We start from the raw sequence: 18,883 nt of genomic DNA on the forward strand, positions 1-18,883 counted from the left end.
TTCAAAAATAAAAATTGTAAGCAATGGACGGAATCAGGGTGCCAAACACCGAAAGCCGGTAAGCCTGCGTGCGCTGATTGGTTCGGGTGTAATAGATGGAGTATGGATTCTTCCGGGCGTACACGTTGTAGATACCCAACGTCCAGATACCGTATCGGCGCTGGGCTTTGTTGAAACGCGTGTCTTTGGAAAACGCTACGTCGAGCCGGTGGTAGTCGGGAACGCGGTCGGCGTTTCGGCGCGAATAGTCCTGAACGGGTTCACCATTGTACGTATAGCGCCCGTCCGGGTACGTAGCCGGAATGCCCGTGTAGTACACGAAATTGGTGGTGAACGACCAGTTGTGCGGCATCTGCCAGCGCGTCTGTAGATTCAAGGTATGCGGCCGGTCAATGTACGATGGGTAGTACGTTCCGCCGTTTATCTGAAGCTCATTAAAGGGCGTTCGGGTGGCAATCAGCGAACGGGCGTAGGTATAGTTGAACTGGCCCGTCAGCCGGCCCTGGTTTTTGCTGATACCAATTTCTACGCCGTAGGCACGGCCTTCGGCTCGCAGCAGGTCCGTTTCCAGCGTTGGATTCAGAATCAGGTTGGCACCGTAGCGGTATTCGATCTGATTCTGAAGCTTCTTGTAATAGCCCTCCAGGCTCAGCTCAATGGCATTGTCGTGCAGGTTCTGGAAAATGCCCAGCGCTACCTGATCGGCGATCTGAGGTGGTACGTAGCTGTCGCTCAGCTTCCAGAAGTCGAGGGGCGTAATGGCCGTAGTGTTAGAAATCAGGTTGATATACTGCCGGGTCCGGCTCAGGCTGGCTTTCAGGGCGGTATGAGCCGCTACCTGCACCCGCAGCCCCAATCTCGGCTCCAGGCCGCCGTAGGTCTGAATGGTCTGGCTGCGACTAAAGCGGCTGGAATCCGTTCGGGTTTCGGGCGAACGGGGTACATCACCGGCGTAGGTATACACCGTTCGGGGTCCCACGAACGCATAGGTTGAATACCGCAGACCGGCCTGTAGCGTAATGGTCGGCGTCAGCTCCCATTCCGTATTGATATAAACGCCACCTTCGCGCCCGTGTTCGGGCGCAATGCGCTGTGGATTAATACTCGATTGGTCTCCCGTAGGCGCTATTTCTCCCGTTTGTACCTGGTAGAGAATCGCATTGAGCCCCGCCTGAAGTTTGTGCTTCCGGTTCAGTGTGTATGTTACGTCGGCTTTCCCTTCACGCTGGTCAATGAAGGAGCCAAACCGGAAGGTCAGGCCGGGGCCTACACCGTCGACGCGCAGCCGATAACCACTGTAAAGACCGAGGAGACTAACCTGAAGATTGGGTCGGACCAGGTAACTCCAGCGACCCGTTACGACGTTCGACTGCCAGCCGTAGAGCGTATCGCCGGGGAACTGAAAATTGTCTTCACTACGGTAGGCCGACAGCGCAATGGTTTGTTGAGGACTGGGCGTAAACGTAAGTTTGATATTGCCGTCGTAAAAGAAAGCCCGACTGTTCTTTACGCTTGGGGCCGGAAACGCCCGGAGTATGTAGTTCGGGAAAGCGATCCGTCCGCCGGCCAGCAGCGTGAGCCTGGAGCTGATCGGCCCATCCACAACCACCCGGCCGCTGACCGGACTAATTCCGCCCGACAAACGCCAGCGATCCGTTCCTCCGCTACGGGTGCTCATCAGCAGCAACGACGATACCCGACCACCGTACTGCGTCGAGAATGCCCCCTTATTCAGGCTGACATCCTGTACGACATCGGAACTAACGTTGGTGTAGAATCCCAGCAGATGCGAGGTATTAAACAGTGGAGCGCCGTCGAGCAGGACCAGATTCTGGTCGGCCCGGCCACCCCGAACGTTGAATCCACCAGCCCCTTCACCGGCCGTAGTGACACCTGCCTGCAAGACCAGCGCTTTAAGAATATCGGGTTCGCCCAGCACCACCGGCATCCGCTTCAACTGGGGTACACTGAGCTGAATCTGCCCCATGCGCACGTCCGTGATGTTACGGTCTTCCCGTTGGGCACGTACATCCACCTCCTCGAGATCAACTGAGCGGGGCCTAAGCGAAAAGCTGAGGGTTGCGTTGCGGTTCAGGGTTACATTTTCGCGGATTCGAAAATAACCCACCGCCGAAATGTAGAGCGTGAGCAGGCCGGGTGGCTGCGACAGTCGGACAACCCCGAGGCTGTCGCCCTGCGCACCGGCGTTCGTTTCAGCAACCAGGACATTAACGTTAGGAATGGGCTTTTGCGTAGTCGCGTCTCGTACGGTAATGGTCAGTTGAAGACGTTGCTGGGCTGATGCAATAGGTACGCCAAACACTAACAAACAGGAAAGGATAGGAAAAAAGTACTTCATACCGTTGATAAACAGGGCGCTGAATCAGGACCCGTAAGGTACAAAGAACGTTGGAAAATCAGTTCATCGGAACCAGTATGAGTTGAGGAGGTAAAGTCGCATCTGGGGGCGTTCCGATGAACTGTTATTATTTTCTGCTAGCGATTCAGCGCTTTCTTGTAGGTATCGATAGCGCGTTGGCGGGCCATCGGGTGGTCGACGATGGGTTGAGGATACCGTAATGAATCAAATTCCGGTACCCACCGCCGGATGTATATGCCTTTGGGGTCAAATTTCCTGGCCTGCTCGGCCGGATTAAACACCCGGAAATATGGTGCGGCATCGTTGCCCGTTCCGGCAATCCACTGCCAGTTGCCGTTGTTGGCGGCCAGGTCATAGTCGCGCAGCTTCCGGGCAAAATAAGCTTCGCCAATCCGCCAGTCGATGAGCAGGTGTTTGACGCAGAAACTGGCCACAACCAGACGGACGCGGTTGTGCATCCAGCCGGTTTCGTTGAGCTGCCGCATCCCGGCGTCAACGATCGGATAACCGGTTTCGCCGTTCTGCCAGCGTTCAATGTCTTCCGCGCGATTCAGGAACGGAATGTTTTCATATTCGCGCCGGAAAGCGTGTTTCTCAACGTGTGGAAAGTGATCCAGAATCTGGAAGTAAAAGTCGCGCCAGGCCAGTTCTGTCAGAAAACGTTCACTGGTGGCCTGGGCCTGTCGTACCAGATCGCGGATGCTGATCGTACCAAAGCGCAGGTGTATGCCCAGTTCGCTGGTGCCCGGTTGAGCCGGGATGTTGCGCATCTCTTCGTAGTTCTGCAACAGGTCGTCGTCGACAGTCGGCACCGGATACGATTCACCCTTCGGCCGGAAGTTCATTTCTTCCAGCGTTGGGATGGTGAAATCATGGTCGCCCAGGGCAGACGTCTTTACGAAGTTGGCGAAGTATGTTTCGGTTGGGTACGATTTAACGTAAAAGTCGTTCAGCTTACCAATCCAGTTACGGCTGTACGGTGTGAAAACGGTATAAGGCTTACCCCCTCCGGTCAGCACCTCGTCGCGGTCGAAGATGGCCTGGTCCTTGAAGGTGTGAAAGCCAATACCTCGCTCGGCCAACATGGCTTTCACTACGGCATCGCGTTCTTTAGCGTACACTTCGTAGTCGTAGTTGGTGTACACATCGGCAACCGCAAACTCCTCAACGACTTGTTTGAGCACGTCAATGGGCCGACCGTAGCGGGCAATAATCGTAGAGCCCATCTGATGGAGCTGGGCCTGTAACTGCTGAATTTCCCGATGGATAAACTCGACCCGACGATCGTCGCGGTCTTCCAATTGATCGAGGATCAGGCGGTCGTACACAAAAATGGGTAGAACAGGTCGGCCACTTTTCAGGGCGTAATACAACGCGGCATTGTCATGTAAGCGAAGATCGCGCCGGAGCCAGACAAGCGAGATAGGTTCAGTAGTAACGGATGGTTTCATATGTGATTCGGCTAACCGCCCGTTTGCCTGAAATGTTTGGCACAAATGCCGGGGTAGTCGTGGTCACCGCATGCTGTTCCTGCCCGGTAGAAAGACAAAAGCCCTGCCAGGCGAACCTGAACAGGGCTTTGTGCACACTGCAACCAGATTATAACAACGCTTATGATTGTAGTAATCGCTTCGGGGTTATTCCGGCTGGAAGCGCAGCCGTACGGTGTATAGCTCACCCGGGTTTGCTGCAACCAGTACTTTCTTGCCGGTCAACTGCCGAATCAGACCCATATTGAGCTGTTCATTCTGACTAAAAACCTCAACCTGAGATAGCTCGTTGTCGGCATTTACCCGGAACTGGATCATGACAATCCCGCCCTTGTTGGTTTGCCGGAGCACATCGGGGTAATGAATGTATTTGGCTAACTGCTGCTCCCAGGTGTTTTTAGGAGCTTTCGTTTTGCGATCATTGGTAGGCGTAGCGTAGGCTTGCACCGCCAGGAAGCCTACCAGCGTAAGGAGAAAAAGGGACTTTTTCATGACTTCGTTTATGTTTAAATGAACCGTACCTACTTGCCTGAGTCCCTCACTCGAGTCGCACAGACTTATATTACTGTAATATTACCAAAATATTAAGTTAATGTTAAGCAAATGTTAATATTAATTTTCTGAATAACTTAATTAATCCGGGTGCTCACTATCATGAATTAACCTTTTAAAGGTCTAAAATGCTAAAAGTCAGCCCTGCAAAAACTCGTAATCGAGTTTTTGCAGGGCTGACTTTTCTGAGATGTAATGTTACGTGAATGTTAAGAAGTTTATCGATTTTGGGTAGTCAGGTCAATTTTTGACGGGTGGCTGGCATCGTGGTACAGCCGCATCGTGGCTTTCTGAAAGTCCGTGGCTTCGGCGGCACTGATGTCCAGAAACTTCTGAGGGTTCCGGTCTACCAGCGGAAACCACGTGTGCTGCACTTGTATCATAAGCCGATGCCCTTTTCGGAACGTGTGGAAGGCATCATTCAACGGCACCCGAACCTCCGTTACCTGGCCAGGTGTAAACGGCTCTGGCTGTTCAAATGAGTTGCGAAATTTACCGCGCAGCACTTCAGCCCGCACCAGTCGTTGATAGCCGCCCATTGTCAACCCTTTGGGGTTTTCGGCCGGGTTCGGTGCGTCATCAGGCAATACGTCGATGACTTTAACGATGAAGTCGGCGTCGGTACCGGTTGTTGCCACAAACAGATTAGCCGTGATCGGTCCGGCCACTACCAGATCGTCGGTCAATGGTGCGCTGATGAACGTAACGACATCCGGCCGCCGAGCCGCAAAGCGTTGGTCTTCAATCATGTACTGGTTGTTGCGCCGGGCATACACACCGTCGGTGTATGGCACCGGTTTTGCCGGATCACTGACGTATTCATCAAACGACTCGCTTGCGGTCGGCGCTGTGGTTGTTAGCTGGCCATGAGGAGCCAGAAACACGCTCTGGGTAGTGGTGGTTTTGGGGGGCCAGGTGTCAAATGTCTGCCACGCGTTTGTACCCGTATCGAACATAGCGGCCTCCGGAGCCGTAAATGAACCCTTGCCTTTGAGGTGGTAAGCAAAGAAAGGCGTTTCGAAGGTATCGCGGTAATAGCTGGCCGTATTTTGCCCGAAGCTAAACGGCCCAAACTGACTCCAGTTGTCACGCGCCCAGGCTCCGTGTGTCCAGGGGCCCATAATCAGCCGGTTGTTGTTGCCTGGGTTCTGTTTTTCGATGGACTCGTACGTACGCAGGGCTCCAAACAGATCTTCGGCATCGTACCAGCCACCCACCACCAACGTAGCGGGCAGTTGCGTTCCCGGCTGGGTCGCTTTTAAATGCGGGCGGATGTTGCGGCTTTTCCAGTACGCGTCGTAGGTGTCGTGTTGCAGGTACTCATTCCAGATTCGCCCGCGATTATTGAAGTACGTTGGACCATTGGCGTTTTTGATTGGACCTAAATCCAGAAAAAACTGGTACGCATCTTTGGGACTCCATCGGAACAGTACGTCATACGCTTCTACAGGCTTTTTAGGCATGGCGTCGAAGTAATTCATGAAGGCGAAGTTGTCGAGCAGGAAGAACGCACCGTTGTGCCGGGCGTCGTCGCCGATGAATTCATCCGTTACGGGTGCCTGGGGCGATACGGCTTTCAGCGCTGGATGGGCACCGGGTAAAGCCGCCGATGCGTAGAAACCGGGATATGAGATGCCGATCAACCCGACGCGGCCGTTATGGTTCGGTATGTTTTTAAGCAGCCATTCGATGGTGTCATACGTATCGGTGCTCTCGTCAGTAGCGGGTGTTACATTCGTTTTAGGCCCCGACTTTTTACCCTTGCCTGAAACGGCGGTAGCCTTGGTCCGGTCAAGACTGGGCGTCATTTCCTCAAAGTTGCCCTCACTCATGTAACGCCCGCGAACGTCCTGAAATACGAATATGTACTTCTCCTGCGACAACGCTTTGCTGGGACCAGGGCCGGTTTTCGGGTAATTGGCTTCTCCGTACGGTCCGGCGGAGTAGGGCGTTCGTTCCATCAGGAAGGGGTACCGGTTGGCGGAGCCTGCATCGGTCGGTACGTAGATGACCGTGTAGAGTTTTGTACCGTCGCGCATCGGAATCTGCCGGTCCAGTTTGGTGTAATTTTGCCGGACAAGGAGTGAATCGGCGGCAGCGGCTGGCGACTGGGCGTTGCCGGTGTAAGAAATCAGGAATACTGACAGCGCAGTCAGGATCAGTCGGGAAACGAACATGATAGCAAACGGGTAAAATGCGCCGTAAATAAACGAGAAATCGCACAGGACGTACGGTGGCCGGGAATAAAATACACGAACAACTCTACGTCCTGTGCAACCTGCAATACCCTTCTACGACGTCGCCCGCAGGGTCGATGCGGCTCGGTTCCACCGGCGAACGTAGTGGCCGAGCCATAACCAGAGCCCCGACAGCACGACTGCCGGCAGGATGACCGCGCGGGTCATGAAGGCGGCCTCAGAGATGCTGGCTACCGGACCGTAGATGAATCCCAGAATTGGAATACTGGCCAGGATATGAAACCAGCTGATGAGTTTACGTTCAGTCGAAGCCCTCATACTGGGTTGGTTTATAATTCGAGCAGTTGCCGGACGGTATCGCTGTACGTTGAGCCGGTAGTAAGCTTTGTGGCTTTCTTATCGGTCAGCGCCAGCAGGAACTTGCCGTCGAAATGCCGGTGAACCTCGGCAATTTTGAGCCGGTTAACCAGTACCGACCGGCTGACACGTACGAACGTATCGGGCAGCTTTTCGGCCAGGGTCGTGATGGTATAGGTCGTCAGAAATTTATGTCCATCTACCGTCGACAGAAAGACGTATTTGTCTTCTGCTTCGAAGTAAGCGATGTCCGACAGGGGAATCAGCTTGATTTTCTCCCCGGTTTTGACGGAAATGGAGTAAATCTCTTTTTTGGGCTGCATCTGGGCCAGCAGGCGCATGACGTTCTCCGTCATCGGATTCGTGGCTGTAGCCGTTTCATTACGTTCTACCAGCGCCCGAATTTTCTGCGCGGTTCGGGCCAGTCGGTCGGCTTCGATGGGTTTCAGCAGATAGTCCACTGAATTTTCCTCAAAAGCCCGGATGGCGTATTGATCGTAGGCGGTGGCAAAAACGACCATCGGTACGTTGGTCAGGCGACCGAGCATTTCGAACCCATTGAGGAGTGGCATTTCAATATCCAGAAAGACGACGTCGGGCTGCTGCTCGGTGATCAGCGTGAGGCCTTCGGCTCCGTTGGCTGCATCGCCGATCACCTCAAACGTATCCTGATGTTTGTCGAGCAGGCGTCGCAGTCGGCTGATGGCCAGTGCTTCGTCATCAACTAGAACGGTTCTGAGCGGAAGTGTCATAGCAAAACTTTCGTTAATTGTGAGCGGCAGTCGTTGGCTGTGAAGTCTGTTGCAGGCGACTCATCCGGATCAGCAGCAACACCTGTTTCAGCGGATTATTCTGAAGTTCGACCTGGGCGTCGTCGCCGTAGAGCAGCTTGAGTTTATCCTGAATACTGCGCAGTCCATAACCCCCGCTCATTGTATCGGCAAAGTCGGGGCCGTTGTCGTGAACGCACAGATGCAGGTAGCCATCCTGTTCGTAAATCCGGACATCGATCCGGCCGGAGTCGGCACGTTTGGCAATCCCGTGTTTGATTGCGTTTTCTACGATAGGCTGCAACAGAAACTGCGGTAGCCGCAGCTCATTCAGGGCCGGGTTTGAAATCGACACACTGAACGACAGGCGGTCGCCGAAACGTACCTGCTCAACCTGAAGATACGTACGAACCATTTCGAGTTCATCGGCAATAGACGAGAACAGTTCACCGTCGCGGCCGGTCGAATACCGGAACAGCTTCGAGAGCAGCAGCGTCATTTCCTCGGCGCGATCGGGGTCGTCGTGAACCAGACTGGCAATGCTGTTGAGCGCATTGTACAGAAAATGCGGATTGATCTTCGCCTGTAGTGCGTCCAGTTCGGCGCGGGTTTTCATCTTTTCCAGGTTCAGGAGTTGAAATTCCTGATCGGATAGCTTACGGGTTAGCTGGCGGCCCTGCTGGAGGATGTACAAAAACGTATTGGCAATTAGCAGGTTGCCGAGCGCGTAGAAATACCAGGGCGCGTTCTCCGAGGCAAAGGTTGGCCGTTGCATCAGTTGCTGAATGGACGTTTTGCCGAAAAATGTGTAGAGGGTAGTATTGATGGCAAAGAAGGCAACCAACGCGGCAACACTAATAATCAGGTGCCGCATCCAGGCCGTTTTGAACCGGCGGGTTAGCCAGGTCAGCATCGACCAGGCCAATAAAAAAGACAGGACACCATCCAGTGCATTCTGAATGATCAGGTAGCGGTACAGCCCCGCCATGAGCTGATCCTGCGTTGAATTGATCAGATTGGTGAAGAAGATGACCGAATTGGTACCGTAGTTCAGCAGTGCGCCGAGGCTCATACCGATCAGCAAACCCCAACCCGGCTGTTGCAGCAGCGTTGTCAACGTAATTGGCTCGGGTCGAATTGGTTCTGGCCTGAAGTTGCTGCGACCGGAAAAATTGAACCTGGCTCCCTCTACGTTAGCGCCAGTCAGGGTAGCGCCTTCCAGCCCGCTAAAACTCAGGTTTGCTTCGAAGAGGTCCGCATCCGTGAAGTCGGCGTCGCTTAAATCCGAAAAACTCAGGTCCGCTTGCCGGAGGATCGTTCCTCGGAAATTGGACCGGGACAGATTGGAAAAACGGAGGTCGGCTCCTGTCAGGTCAAGGTTACTAAAATCAAAGCCGGCCAGGTCAGACGCCCGCATCTTCAGCCGTCTGCCGTTTTTATTGATGGTGCCAATTAGTTGTTCACGCGTCATCTCGTCGGTTGTTCAGGGGAGTTACGGTATTCAGTTTATGGGTTTCAGTGATGTCTCGTTACGTCAACTCACCGGAGCGCCGGCTGCCGCATACTGAAAACCGTGAACCGAATACCGTAAACCAGATTCTGTCCCTATTTCGGGCATTTCGTCAGCATGGGTTCGATCTGCTCTTTACCCCACATCGGGTGCAGGTCGCTGGCAGGTTTAAAGGTAGCAAATTTCTCAGCGGCCTGTTTCAAGACAGGGCAGGCTGCATCGGCACCACCGCCGAACTGTACCGGCGTGTACATCAGCGAAGTGCCTTCCAGTACGTAGGGGCGGGGGTTGTTGGGATTCAGCGATTTGGCTTTTTCAAGACCCGCCTGAAACAGCGGACCATACTGCTGCCAGCGATTTGTGGGATCGACCACCATCCGGGACTGAGCGATATAGGCTTTGAGGACCGCCAGTTCATCATTATCGGGGGCCATGGCGAGGGCCGCTTTCAGGTTTGTGTCGGCCTGATCCAGGAATTTATCTTTCTCGGTTTCATCCTTGCCCATAAAACCCAGGTACACGTACATCAAACCAGCGTAGTAGCGGGGGAGCCATTCTTTGGTTTCAACGCCGGCGATGCGCTCAAACTGATTGGCCATTGCCAGCATGTCCGGAACGGGGGTTTTCTCGCTTTGGGTTTTCATCTTGTTCAGCGCGTCGGTCATAGCCTGTTTGTACTGGTCGGACTGAGCATGAACGGGTACTACGTTGGCAAAGAGCAGGATGAGGATGGAGGTAAGGAGCGTTTTCATGGTCTTAATTATCGTGGCCAAGCTCCAGCTTGACCTTTACGTGATTTTATTAGTTGGACCAGGCTGGAGCCTGGTCAGGACGCTACAATTGATTTACATCGACTTTGGCTTTTTTCGACAGCATGATCAGACCGCCGACAAAGAAACTCCGGTACGTCTGCGGCCCAACGGCGTATCGGACTCTGTTCGGATTGCCGTTTTGATCGGCCGCGTAGCGATACGTAAAGATGTTTCGGCTGTTGAGCAGATTATCCACCGACGCGTATAGCACAATCAGATTACCTTTTGTCCGCAGGATGTGGCTGGCCGAAAAGCTCACGTTGTTGACCGCCGGCGTCCGGTCGCTCAGGAACTCGCGCTCCGAGTCGGCCGGGCGGTTGGGGTTATAGTACGGCCGACCGCTGGTGAACGTATAGGTCAGACTGATATTCGTGCTGATTTTTTCGAAGAACCGCTTCGTGATCAGGCTGACGTTATGGTTTGACACGAAGGTCGGGGTAGCCAGCACGGCATACTGCTGGAACAGCCGTTTTGTATCCACATAGCTGTACGTTACCCAGTAATCCAGTCCTTTCACGGTTTTCTGATCGCGCCAGAACAAATCGAAACCCTGGGCGTAACCATGGCCGCTGTTGTCGGTGCGACCCCACGGAAACCGATACGGATTGACGTCATAGGGCGCACCCGTAAATTCCCGTACCAGGGCCGCATAGTTCTTGTAGAAGGCTTCGGCCCGGAACGTGCGTTTGTTGCGAATGATCTGGTAATTCAGAATCAGGTGGTCGGCCCGCTCGAAGTTCAGGGCTGTATTACGGTAGAGGTAGCGATAATCCGGCGTTTGATAGAACTGCCCGTAAGCCAGCGACACCTGACTGAACACCCCCGTTTTGTAGGCCAGCGACAGCCGTGGGGCCAGATTAAATTGTCCGATTACCGACGAATATTCCGCCCGGATGCCCGGCTGAAAGGCCAGGTTGCGGCTTACATAAAACTGCGATTCCACAAAAGCCGCTCCGTAGTTGTCGCGGAGTTGATAGGCTATGCCATCCACGGCGTTTTTCAGGGTAAGCGTGTGCGCTTCGGCTCCGAAGAGAATTGAACTGTTGCCGCCTAGCAGTCTGGTGATGACAGCCCGGACCTGCGCCCGCTCGCTCGACCGGCCAAAATCCTGCGTGTCGTAGGTTGTGGCGTCGGTATCGTAGCTGTATGAAAAACCAGTGTTCAGCAGCCAGCGGCCTTCGGCCCAGCTATCGGTGTAGGTGCTGGTGGTGAAGAAGTTGCGGTTGTGTTGCCGCAGGTTGATCAATCCGGTTTCGTTGCCGGTTGTGGCTGATCCCGGATCGCGGAAGTTCATACCCAGCCAACTATCCGAATACATGCCGTAGAACTTCAGCATGCCGGTCTTGCTGGGTTTCAGCCGGTACGTCAGTGATGACCCCGCAAACTCGGGCTCACGAGTCCAGTCGATGTTCTGGCGAACGAGCGCGAACAGCGGCTTCAGGTTGCCGTAGTAGCCGGTTGCCGAAATCGAAGAATTTACCGTCGAATGATCGTAGCTGAGCCCCGTATTCGCCAGATTCAGGCTGATACCGAGGCCATTGTTGATATTGCGATCAACCGTATTCAGGAGCAGTACCGACGAGAGGGCCTGGCCGTACTGCGCCGAGTATCCGCCTGTGCTGAACGACGTACCCTTGAACATGAACGGCTGAAACCGCCCCCGCGACTGAACATCGGGCAGCGAGCTAAAAAACGGGTTCTGCACGATCATCCCGTCGATGACGACCTTGGTTTCCAGGTTAGACCCACCCCGAACAAAAACGCCTTCCTGCTCACCCACGCGCTGGGCACCCGGCAGCAGATTCATAGCCGCCGTAATGTCGGCCGCGGCTCCGGCCGTCGTGACAATGTCCATCGGTTTCAGCATCGTCATCTTTTTTTCGTCGGAGGCTTCAAAAGCCCCGGCCGTAATCACAACGGTGTTTAGTTCGTTAGCCAGTTCGGTGAGTTTGATGGTAATCGGGGTGGATTCCGGTTGCAGTTTTATCGGCCGGACGAACGACTCGTAGCCGACGTACGTAACGAGCAGCGTAGCGGTGTCCTGGCGGGTGGTAGCGAAGCGGAAAGCGCCGGTCGTATCAGTCGTAGCGCCATCGTACGTACCGCGCAGAAAAACGTTGGCTCCCGGCAGCGCACGACCCCGCTGATCGGTAACCCGGCCGCTGACGACTGTCTGCGCTGATGCGGATAGGCTAATTCCAACCAATACGGGTATTAAACAAAAAGGAAGGCGTAAAAAAGGCTTCATAACACTGGTGCGTTGACTTGATGAGTCAAAGCTATTGGCCTGGTGAGCCGAACACCCGGCTTTTCTGACGAATGCCGGAAAAAAGCAGGATAAACCAGGATTGCGGAACGATGAATTTAATCGTAGTATTGGTCTATAAAATACTATAGCAATGACAACCCGTGATCAACTGTTGGCCCGCGTTCGCCAGAATAAACCCGACGAAAAACCGATGCCTGTGCTTCCGGTCTTCACCTACGGCGACGATGACCGGCTGGGGCGCTTTCAGGATGCGCTGGCGTTCATAGGTGGACAATTGATGGAGGCTTCGCCCAGTGATTCCCTTGGCGACCTGATACGTCGGCGGTTTCCGGAGCCGGGCCGCGTAGCTTCGTCGGTGCCCATCCCAGGTATTGACCTGATTCCAATTGACGCAGATGCGGACAAAGTCACACTTGAACAAATCGATGTGGCGGTGCTGCAGGGGGAGTTTGCGGTAGCCGAGAATGCCGCGATCTGGGTGCCGGAAGTAAACATGCTTCACCGCGCGCTGCCGTTCATTACCCAGCATCTGATTCTGATAGTCAGGCAGGATGCGCTGGTGCCGAATATGCACGCAGCCTATCAGCGCATTGACCGCGAACAGCTTAGCTACGGTGTTTTTATTGCGGGACCGTCAAAAACCGCCGATATTGAGCAGTCGCTGGTGATCGGTGCCCACGGGGCCCGAAGCTTAACCGTCATATTATGGTAACATTTATGAGTGTACCTAGTTAGTGTCGATATGACCTACGACTTGCCAAAAGCCACCACCTTGATCACGTTTCAATTGTCCACTTGTCGGCTCCGCCCGTGGCGCGAGGGCGATGAAGAATCGTTGTCGAAACACGCCAGCAACCGCCGGATCTGGAACAACGTTCGTGATTTTTTTCCGTACCCCTATACCCCCCGCGATGCGCATTCGTGGGTGCGTTCCAACAAATCGCAGCAGATGCCCAACAATCTGGCAATTGATGTTGATGGACAGGCGGTTGGCAATGTTGGCTTTACGGTAAAAGACGACATTTACCGCTACAACGCCGAGATTGGCTACTGGCTGGGCGAGGACTACTGGGGCCGGGGCATCATGTCGGAGGCTGTACCGATTATGACAAACTATATTTTTCGGAATTTTCAGGTCAACCGGATTTTTGCCTGCGTGCTCGAGCAGAACATCGGTTCTATGAAGGTGCTGGAAGCCGCCGGGTATCGCCACGAAGCCATTCACCGCAAAGCCGCCGTAAAAAACAATCAATATCTCGACGAACACATCTTTGCCATGCTGCGCGAGGAACACATCGACCTGACGGGACTGCCCCGGTCGTAAGGCTCGAACCAGTTCCGTTTTCGGTTGGGTAAACCTTATTTTTGTGGCTATCTTGCGCAAATTTTGCCACTTCGGTGGTCTGACTTCATGTCTAAAATAGTCATTGCAATAGACGGATACTCCAGTTGCGGAAAAAGCACGACCGCGAAAGCCGTAGCTGCCCGCATGGGATACGGCTACATTGACACGGGGGCTATGTACCGCGCGGTGAGTTTATTCTTCACGCAGGAACACGTAGCGCTTTCCAATCCCCGGGAAGTAGTGAGCGCCCTCGAAAACATTCACATTACGTTTAATTTCAACCAGCGCACCGGCCGGAACGAAACCTGCCTGAACGGCCTGAACGTGGAGGAGGAAATCCGGAAGATGTACATCTCCAACATTGTCAGTGAGGTCAGCGCCATTCCGGAAGTTCGCCGGGCCATGGTAGCGCAGCAAAAGAAGATGGGTCGCCGACGGGGCGTAGTCATGGATGGCCGCGACATCGGCACCAAGGTATTTCCAGACGCCGAAGTGAAGGTATTCATGACCGCCGATACCTACATCCGTGCCCGACGACGCCAGCGCGAACTGCTGGAAAAAGGCGAGCTGGTAAATCTGGAGGACATTATCAAAAATATTGAAAAGCGCGACCTCATCGACACAACCCGCGCCGAGAGCCCGCTGGTACAGGCTCCGGACGCAACCTTACTCGATACGTCGCACATGACCATCGAGGAGCAGGTCGATTGGGTAATTCAACAGGCCGACCAGCGAATCGCTGAGCTTCACCGCGAAGGACATTTCAGTCAGGAGTAGCCCAGGCTGCTCCGATTACTTCCTCTTAATGCATCCGGTATGACTATCGATTATCTGATCGTTGGGCAAGGCGTGGCCGGGTCCGTGCTGGCCTGGACTCTCGACCAGCGGGGCTGTTCGGTCTGGCTGGCCGACGATCCGACCTTGCCCTCCGCTTCGGCGGTGGCAGCCGGCATCGTAAACCCCCTTACGGGTAGGAAACTGGTCCGGACGTGGAAGGCCGATCAGCTATTTCCGTTTCTACACCGTTTCTACACCGACATTGAGCAAAAACTGGGTGCCCACTTTTTCCACCCGATTGATATTTACCGGCCGTTCCGATCGATTGAAGAGCAAAACGACTACCTGGCCCTTACAGCGGAACCCGCTGTTCAGCCTTATATTAAACAAGTTATTGATAATGAGTCGTATAGTCCATATATCAATAATCCGTTCGGAGGGCTGGCTGTAACCCAGGCTGGGTGGGTCGATTTAAGTGAGTTTGTTAAAAGTATCAGGGCCTATTTTATCAATAAAGGTCAATACGTCGACGCTCGGATCAAAGCCACTGATTTGATAATCAATTCGAAAACGGTGGCGTGGCAGGGGCACACGATTAATAAAGTAATATTTTGTGATGGTGTGCAGGCCCGCGAGAATCCATTATTTGACTGGCTGCCGTATAATCCCGTGAAAGGACAGATTCTGACGGCCCTTGTCGAAGATTATCCTATCAAAGATGTAGTCAATCAAGGGCTGTTTATTTTGCCGGTTCGGAACGGTTTAATAAAAATTGGTGCTACGTATACCTGGCATGACCTGGATTGGCAAACAACGGAGGACGGTCGGCAGTTTTTAGAATCGAAAGTGCGTGATATTCTGCGAGTACCGTATCAGGTAGTGAGTCAACAGGCCGGTATCCGTCCGTCGACCAAAGATCGGCGCCCGTTTGTCGGACTACACCCCGAATTCCCGGGCATCGGCATTTTTGGTGGGATGGGAACGAAGGGCGTTTCGCTGGCACCTTATCTGGCTAACCAGTTTGCTGGATACCTGTTAGACGCTGAAGATTTAGATACCGAAGCGAATATTAGCCGGTATCTTTCGTTATATTACCGTGCATAAAAGTTCAAATTTTTTGGTGTTGGCAAGCTTCGTATGCGAAATCAATACATACTTCTGTTAGGTCTGTGGCTGGGGGGATTGAGTACGGCCATGGCGCAGAATTACCCATCGCTCGAGCGGTTCGGTAAAAATCGTATTCAGTATCGGAATTTTGACTGGAAGATTATCCGAACTTCCAACTTCGAAATCTATTACTACCAGGACGGAAACCAGATTGCCAACCTGACAGCCCAATACGCTGAGTCAGAGTTCGACCGGATCACTGAACTGCTCGGTTATACGCCTTACAATCGCATTAAAATCTTTTTGTTCAACTCTCCGCAGGAGTTGGCGCAAAGCAACATTGGCCTCAACGCGCAGGGGGGGCTGAGCAGCCAGGAACTGGATCTCTCTAAGTCGCGGGTAGAGATTGCCTTCACCGGCGATCAGGTGAGTTTTCGCCGGCAGATCATTCACGACATTTCGATGCTGTTTGTGTACGATATGTTGTATGGCGGCAGTTTGAAAGACGCGCTCCAAAGTTCGCTGCTGCTCACGTTGCCCGATTGGTTCATGCCTGGTATTGCGTCGTACATTGCCGAAGGTAATAGCGTTGAACTGGACGACTACATGCGCGACGTATCACTGAATCGGCCGATCAGGAAACCATCGCTGCTGTCGGGGGCGGAAGCCGAACGGGTCGGCCATTCGATCTGGAACTACATTGTGCAGAAATACGGCCGCGACAACGTATCGAATATACTGAACCTGACGCGTATCATTCGCAATGAGCAAAACAGCATTTCCAACACGTTGGGCATTCCCTACAACCGGTTCCTGCGCGAATGGCGCGAGTACTATGCGGGTATGGCCAACGCCATTCGGCCATCCTACCCGGGTGGAAATGACGATTTCCGGATCAAACTCAGTTCATCGGATGGCAAGCTCCTGCTGACCAGCCTTAAGCTAAGTCCTGATAAGCAGTTTATTGCTTATGGTACGCTGCGGGATGGCAAATACAGCGTTGAGGTGGTGAACACGACTAACCGCAAAAAAACGTCGGTGTTGTCGGGCGGCTATCGGCTCGATGGGCAGGCGGCCCGGACAAGCACTCCGCTGGTGGCCTGGCAGAAAGGTAACAGCCTGATTGTTATTGTTGACGAAAACGGCAAAACGAATTTGTATAAGTTTGCCGACTTCGACCGCAAAAGCCCCCGGTTGCAATTTCGACGGCCCATTAATGGCCTCACCCAGGTTATGGCGGTCGATGCTTCGGAGGACGGCGGTAGTTTGATCCTAAGTGCTGACCGGCGTGGTCAGAATGATCTGTTCCTGTTCAATATCAACCGGGGTACGTACCAGCAGATTACCAACGATCTGTACGACGACCTATACCCGTCGTTTGTTGGTCGGACGGCCCGTAACGTTATTTTCTCATCAAACAGACTTCAGGATTCGCTCGGGGTTGATAAAGGTACGTATCGTACAATCAGGGACCGTATGAGCCTGTTCCGGCACGAAGGTAGTGCGCGGCAACTGTCGCTGACCCGGCTTACTGACTCGCTTATTAATGCTACGCAGGCCATTGCAGCCGACGAAGCCGTGGTGTATTTCCTCAATGATATCAACGGTATCCGTAACCTGTATCGGCTCGATACGCTGACGAACGCAGTCCGGCCGGTTACGGCCCTGCCGCAGGGCATTCGGTTGTATGACCTGATTCCTTCAAATCGGGGGTTTGTATACAGTAGTCTCAGCGACGGCGACGAATACATTGGGTTTCGGTCGGAGCTGAACCTGAACCAGACCGTTCAGAACCCCCCAACCCAGCGAAGCATCAGCACTGGTCTGGTTACTACGCCAAAGCCTCAAACTACCGTCGTAATAAGGCCTGATACAACGCCCCGCCCGGCCGATTCTACAGCGGCTCGTTCCACGGAGGGTCGCCAGCCGTCGGGTAGTTTATCGCCTGATCCGGAAAAACGACTGGCCCTGGAGCCGGGCGAGGTTGACACGGATAATTATCAGTTTGATCCCGACGTACTGCGGTCGTCGGAGTACCGCCAGCGTCGGAGTGCCACCACCGCCCTGCCGGGTCTGACGGTAGCTCCTCCACGGAATCGCCGTCGGGAGAACATCACCATTCGCGGCCCATTTGATTATAAAGGTCTGTTCGTGGCCAGCGATGCCGCTTCGTCCTGGCGGATTGATCCGATTCGGGGTTTTGGCTACGCTCAGGATATAACAATGAACGATCTGCTCGAAAACCACGTATTGCGGGCTGGTCTGTTCATCACAACGACGCTACGTAACAGCGACCTGTTTGCGGAGTATCATAACCTGACCAACCGCATTGACTTTGGGGCGCGGGTTGATCGGCAGACGCTGTTTAACGATAACAATGGGTTGCTCCAGAAGTACCGCTACAACCGGTTTGCTTTATCGGCGTCGTATCCGCTCTCCGTCAATAGTCGTTTCACCGTATCGCCGTTCTACGCCATCACGCGCCTGGTTGATCTGTCGTATATCAACAATCCGGATCGCACCTCCGACTACGTCGGTCTGCGGGGCGAGTTTGTGTTCGACAATACCAAAGTGAATGGGATGAACATGATTATCGGTACGCGGATGAAAGCTCGCTTTGAAGAGTATGCCGGTATGCGGCAGGCATCAGAAGGATTCCGTCGATTCACGCTCGATCTGCGTCACTATCAGAAAATTCACCGCGATCTGGTTCTGGCGCTACGTATGTCATTCAGCCAGTCGGGTGGGCCGTCGCCGAAGCAAAGTACCCTGGGCGGTATGGAAAACTGGATTGGTGCACAGAAAGAGAACATAGCAACGAACCCGTTGAACCTGCAATCGGAAACCCGGGACGATTATCGGGATGTTTTCTTCCTCGATTTTGCGGCACCGCTTCGTGGCTTCCGCCAGGGTAAATTGACGGGCAACAGCCACCTGCTTTTCAATGGCGAACTGCGTCTACCGCTGGTACGGTACCTGTATCGGGGTAACATCACGTCGAACTTCCTGCGTAATCTGCAACTGGTGGCCTTTACGGACATTGGGGCTGCCTGGACAGGAAAAGGGCCATTTAGCCAGCAGAACAGCCTGAATACCGAAGTTATTGGCGACCCGCGTATCCCGTTCCGGGCTACGGTCACCAACTTTAAGAATCCATTCCTGATTGGATACGGTGCGGGTGCCCGGACAATGCTGTTTGGCTATTTTGTCAAGTTCGACTACGGATGGGGCCTGGAGAATCGTGTTGTCAGCAAACCTATTGCTTATCTAACCCTGGGATACGATTTCTAAGCCTTGCTGTCTTATCAATCATAAC

The 18,883-nt window shown here is 53.7% G+C and carries 14 protein-coding genes; 5 read left to right on the plus strand and 9 right to left on the minus strand.

Annotation, left to right across the window (positions count from 1 at the left end; translation table 11 throughout):
* Nucleotide 1: 1 nt before the first annotated feature.
* The 9 genes from BN8_RS00150 to BN8_RS00190 all read right to left on the minus strand — a co-directional run bounded on the left by BN8_RS00150 (nt 2) and on the right by BN8_RS00190 (nt 12,317).
* On the minus strand, nt 2-2,359 hold the full coding sequence (locus BN8_RS00150; RefSeq protein WP_009279718.1) for a TonB-dependent receptor: 2,358 nt from the start codon (nt 2,357-2,359) through the stop codon (nt 2-4).
* A gap of 137 nt (nt 2,360-2,496) precedes the next feature.
* Nucleotides 2,497-3,831 carry a cryptochrome/photolyase family protein gene (locus BN8_RS00155; protein ID WP_009279719.1) on the minus strand — a complete coding sequence of 445 codons (1,335 nt, stop codon included), beginning with the start codon at nt 3,829-3,831 and terminating at the stop codon, nt 2,497-2,499.
* A 186-nt stretch (nt 3,832-4,017) separates the two neighbouring features.
* Nucleotides 4,018-4,362, minus strand: coding sequence for a hypothetical protein (locus tag BN8_RS00160; RefSeq protein WP_009279720.1), 345 nt, complete (start codon nt 4,360-4,362; stop codon nt 4,018-4,020).
* A 278-nt stretch (nt 4,363-4,640) separates the two neighbouring features.
* The gene (locus BN8_RS00165) at nt 4,641-6,599 is read right to left on the minus strand and encodes a CocE/NonD family hydrolase (protein ID WP_009279721.1); all 1,959 of its coding nucleotides are present in this window, start codon (nt 6,597-6,599) and stop codon (nt 4,641-4,643) included.
* Between the two features lie 114 nt (nt 6,600-6,713).
* Nucleotides 6,714-6,938 (minus strand): hypothetical protein, encoded by a 225-nt coding sequence (locus BN8_RS00170; RefSeq protein WP_009279722.1) that lies wholly within the window; start codon nt 6,936-6,938, stop codon nt 6,714-6,716.
* 11 nt (nt 6,939-6,949) lie between these two features.
* On the minus strand, nt 6,950-7,729 hold the full coding sequence (locus tag BN8_RS00175) for a LytR/AlgR family response regulator transcription factor (protein WP_009279723.1): 780 nt from the start codon (nt 7,727-7,729) through the stop codon (nt 6,950-6,952).
* A 13-nt stretch (nt 7,730-7,742) separates the two neighbouring features.
* Entirely contained in the window at nt 7,743-9,218 is a 1,476-nt protein-coding gene (locus BN8_RS00180) for a histidine kinase (RefSeq protein ID WP_009279724.1), read from the minus strand.
* A gap of 134 nt (nt 9,219-9,352) precedes the next feature.
* On the minus strand, nt 9,353-10,009 hold the full coding sequence (locus tag BN8_RS00185) for a hypothetical protein (RefSeq protein WP_009279725.1): 657 nt from the start codon (nt 10,007-10,009) through the stop codon (nt 9,353-9,355).
* Between the two features lie 82 nt (nt 10,010-10,091).
* Nucleotides 10,092-12,317, minus strand: coding sequence for a TonB-dependent receptor (locus tag BN8_RS00190; protein ID WP_009279726.1), 2,226 nt, complete (start codon nt 12,315-12,317; stop codon nt 10,092-10,094).
* 151 nt (nt 12,318-12,468) lie between these two features.
* Here BN8_RS00190 and BN8_RS00195 point away from each other — a divergent pair, with 151 nt between their 5' ends.
* From BN8_RS00195 to BN8_RS00215, 5 genes are all read left to right on the plus strand, one after another.
* Nucleotides 12,469-13,050, plus strand: a complete 582-nt coding sequence (locus tag BN8_RS00195; protein WP_009279727.1) for a LutC/YkgG family protein — start codon at nt 12,469-12,471, stop codon at nt 13,048-13,050.
* 30 nt (nt 13,051-13,080) lie between these two features.
* The gene (locus BN8_RS00200; protein ID WP_009279728.1) at nt 13,081-13,662 is read left to right on the plus strand and encodes a GNAT family N-acetyltransferase; all 582 of its coding nucleotides are present in this window, start codon (nt 13,081-13,083) and stop codon (nt 13,660-13,662) included.
* 87 nt (nt 13,663-13,749) lie between these two features.
* Entirely contained in the window at nt 13,750-14,460 is a 711-nt protein-coding gene (gene cmk, locus BN8_RS00205) for a (d)CMP kinase (protein WP_009279729.1), read from the plus strand.
* Between the two features lie 39 nt (nt 14,461-14,499).
* Nucleotides 14,500-15,564, plus strand: a complete 1,065-nt coding sequence (locus BN8_RS00210) for an NAD(P)/FAD-dependent oxidoreductase (RefSeq protein WP_009279730.1) — start codon at nt 14,500-14,502, stop codon at nt 15,562-15,564.
* Nucleotides 15,565-15,597: 33 nt separating this feature from the next.
* A complete protein-coding gene (locus tag BN8_RS00215; RefSeq protein WP_009279731.1) occupies nt 15,598-18,858 on the plus strand; it encodes a hypothetical protein in 3,261 nt (1,086 codons plus the stop codon).
* Nucleotides 18,859-18,883: the final 25 nt, after the last annotated feature.

This window comes from Fibrisoma limi BUZ 3 (assembly GCF_000296815.2).
Classification (GTDB): Bacteria; Bacteroidota; Bacteroidia; order Cytophagales; family Spirosomataceae; genus Fibrisoma; species Fibrisoma limi.